The organism is Anaerobacterium chartisolvens (assembly GCF_003337415.1).
In the GTDB taxonomy this organism is placed as follows: Bacteria; Bacillota; Clostridia; order Acetivibrionales; family DSM-27016; genus Anaerobacterium; species Anaerobacterium chartisolvens.
In genome coordinates, this window is record NZ_QPJT01000072.1 from 1 (window position 1) to 1,964 (window position 1,964).

Annotated in this window: 1 protein-coding gene; it reads right to left on the bottom strand. The window is 32.4% G+C overall.

The window, feature by feature from the left end; translation table 11 throughout:
* Positions 1-770 precede the first annotated feature (770 nt).
* Positions 771-1,619 (bottom strand): hypothetical protein, encoded by an 849-nt coding sequence (locus DFR58_RS21570; RefSeq protein WP_114300511.1) that lies wholly within the window; start codon positions 1,617-1,619, stop codon positions 771-773.
* Positions 1,620-1,964 lie beyond the last annotated feature (345 nt).

The window sequence follows — 1,964 nt, forward strand, 5'->3', positions numbered from 1 at the left end:
CGTCCCTCCATGCGCCATGCTTCAAGGAAAACAAAAAAGCGTCGTGCAGGGTTCATCCCATACACGACACCGAATAATTCATAATCGGAGTGCGCGTCACAACCATAACCATACAATAAATGTACGCTCCTCCCCTCTTGCCATGGGGGCGGAAAGCGCTTATAATAATGTATGTGTGGCACGGCCTTATGGCCGTTGTGTCGGGTGGTCTCTCACCTGCGCAAGCCCGTAGAGGTTCGCAGCTCTACGGGATGCTGCACTATTTTGTTTTCCTACTGGTAATTATATAGGTTTTGGGATGGAAGAACAAGAGGTTTTTATCAAAAGTGGTAAAATTTTTGTGGGGGAATGGGATGGGGTTTGGGGAAATAGTACATACACGGCCTCTGCTACGGTGAACTTCATGATATCAAATTCATTGAGACATCGCAGTTTATCACAAATTTGCTCAAATCTATATTTGTGGAAAAATTGATTCTCACCAGACAGCCGATCAATGAGTTTTCGGAACACTTTATTGTCTCCCTGCCCCCTTATTTAAGAAAAAGCTAGCAAAATTACAGTTAGAAACTTGAGTTATATAGGTCATGTATTGTTTCCTTAGGAGCCTTAGATATTTCTTCACAAATTGAGTCAATTATTATATCTATATACTTCTGTAAAAACGGATTATTAATATGGTACATTAATTCCGGATTTTGTTCTAGCTTATCTCTAATCCTATTTTTAATGCTATAAGAACTAAAATCATTCCCCATGCTTTCCTCCCATTATGCTAGATTATCACTAGCTTCATAGTGTTTGTTAATAAACTTTATTAAATATTCTATTGTATTTATCAAGTCAGCGTTATTTCTTTTGAACAAAATGGCATTGTTTTTAATGTTATAGTACTCCTGACATTGATTAATCGTTTTAAATACATCATTATAGATTTTATTGATATCACTATTTTCATATTTCGTATTTCTACACTTCAAGAGCAATTCAATTTCTCGTTTGATGGACTTCTCATCATTATCGAATATTAGATCATATACTGAATGTAAAAGAGGATATTTTCCATTATTTTCAAGTTCCTGCCCTATGTACTCAAATATCTTTTTTTCACAAAATAAATTAAATTCTTTTTTCAATTCCTGCAAATCACAGTGCTTGTCATAGTGATTATCAACGAACTTTCGGAGAGTTTTATTAATGCACATTATAGATATAGAATTTTTATATTTACTCCAAAACCTAAAAGTATTTCTACAAACTATATCATGAGGTAATTTATTCAAATATAGTAAATCTTCATGTATACCTTTATAGAATATTTCTTTTTTATAGCAAGCATTTTTACCTCTTGTTTGACTTGAATTATATGCCCAAGTTCCAGCAAAAGGAATAAATGCACCAAGTAGAATATTAGACACATCATTTATAGATTTTGCGTTACTAATAATAGAGTCTACAATTTGAGGAAATAACTTAATAATAATCGGCGTAATAGAGTCAAAAATAACGTTTTTAAAAATTAAAATCAAGACCGGAACACCTATAAGAAGTATATATTTGCCGTAAAAACACAATAATTCAACTTTATTTCTTATTTTTATCCTATTAAGCATTTTCATATCTCAACTCATCCTTAACTTATACAGTCAGCTATTTTTAACCTACTCTGTAACTTTTTAGGTTAATTTACATTTTTATACCATTACTAATTCTGCCTTCTAAGCAAATCATATTTAAAGAATAGCCTAAATGTCCACTTTGGATAGCATATCTAACCCATCAACACTTCCATTATTATACACTTTTATGCAAATGTCAACATCAAATCCCAGTTTTTCCCGTCTTTAGACTTTAACACCATAATTTTTTAGGAGAAACCAGCATACAAAACTCAGGAAATCGGCGCAAATACGCGCTTTTTTTATTCCAAAAACACTTGAAAAAATAATATTTTTAGTGTATAA